This window comes from Streptomyces polyasparticus (assembly GCF_014493765.1).
GTDB classification, from domain to species: Bacteria; Actinomycetota; Actinomycetes; order Streptomycetales; family Streptomycetaceae; genus Streptomyces; species Streptomyces polyasparticus.
In genome coordinates this window covers 1-610 of record NZ_JACTVJ010000040.1, presented here as the reverse complement: position 1 = coordinate 610, position 610 = coordinate 1, and the positions used below count along the sequence as shown (strand labels likewise).

The following is a 610-nucleotide window of genomic DNA, read 5'->3' as shown; positions in this document are numbered from 1 at the left end:
TCGACATCACGTCACGCCGTCACCGGCCGCTGCCAGAACTGACCGTCAAACGCTGTCGCTACTCGTAGACAGAGTCAATCGGCGGGTCCTTCGAGGATCAGCGCGCCCAACGTCTTGTGCAAGAGCGCCGGATCCTCAGTCTGGCCCCGGCCGGTCCGTTCAGTCAGCAGGGCCGATTCCACAGCGGCGAGCAACTCCGCATAGATGTGGCGGCGCGATTCAAGGGAGCACAGTCTGGCCTCCGCCTTGATCGCGGCGTGTGTCGACTCCACCTGCGCATCCGCCTGGCGCATGGCCGAACCGCGAGTGAACCAACCGGTGACGGCGCTGGCAGCCACCGCGCCGCCTGCGCCGGCCAAAACGCTGACCCACTCACTCATCGTCGCAATCCTTCCGGCCCATGAGGGGGCGTCTTGGGGACAGCACGCTACGTGCTGCGGGTAGCTTCAGTGGCTCGCAAGCGAACGGTACGATCTGATCATGCCGCCCGGGAACCCCAATGAACCCCGCCTGACCTGCGAAAACCCCTGCACCGGCACACCTGTTCCCGATACAATCGACGGGCGACGGGCGACGGGCGACGGGCGACGGGCGACGGGCGACGGGCGAC

1 protein-coding gene is annotated in these 610 nt (G+C 66.6%); it reads right to left on the bottom strand.

What is annotated here, in order from left to right:
- Positions 1 to 74 precede the first annotated feature (74 nt).
- Positions 75 to 380: a hypothetical protein gene (locus H9Y04_RS43535; protein WP_187819813.1), complete on the bottom strand. Its 306-nt coding sequence runs from the start codon at positions 378 to 380 to the stop codon at positions 75 to 77.
- Between the last annotated feature and the right edge of the window lie 230 nt (positions 381 to 610).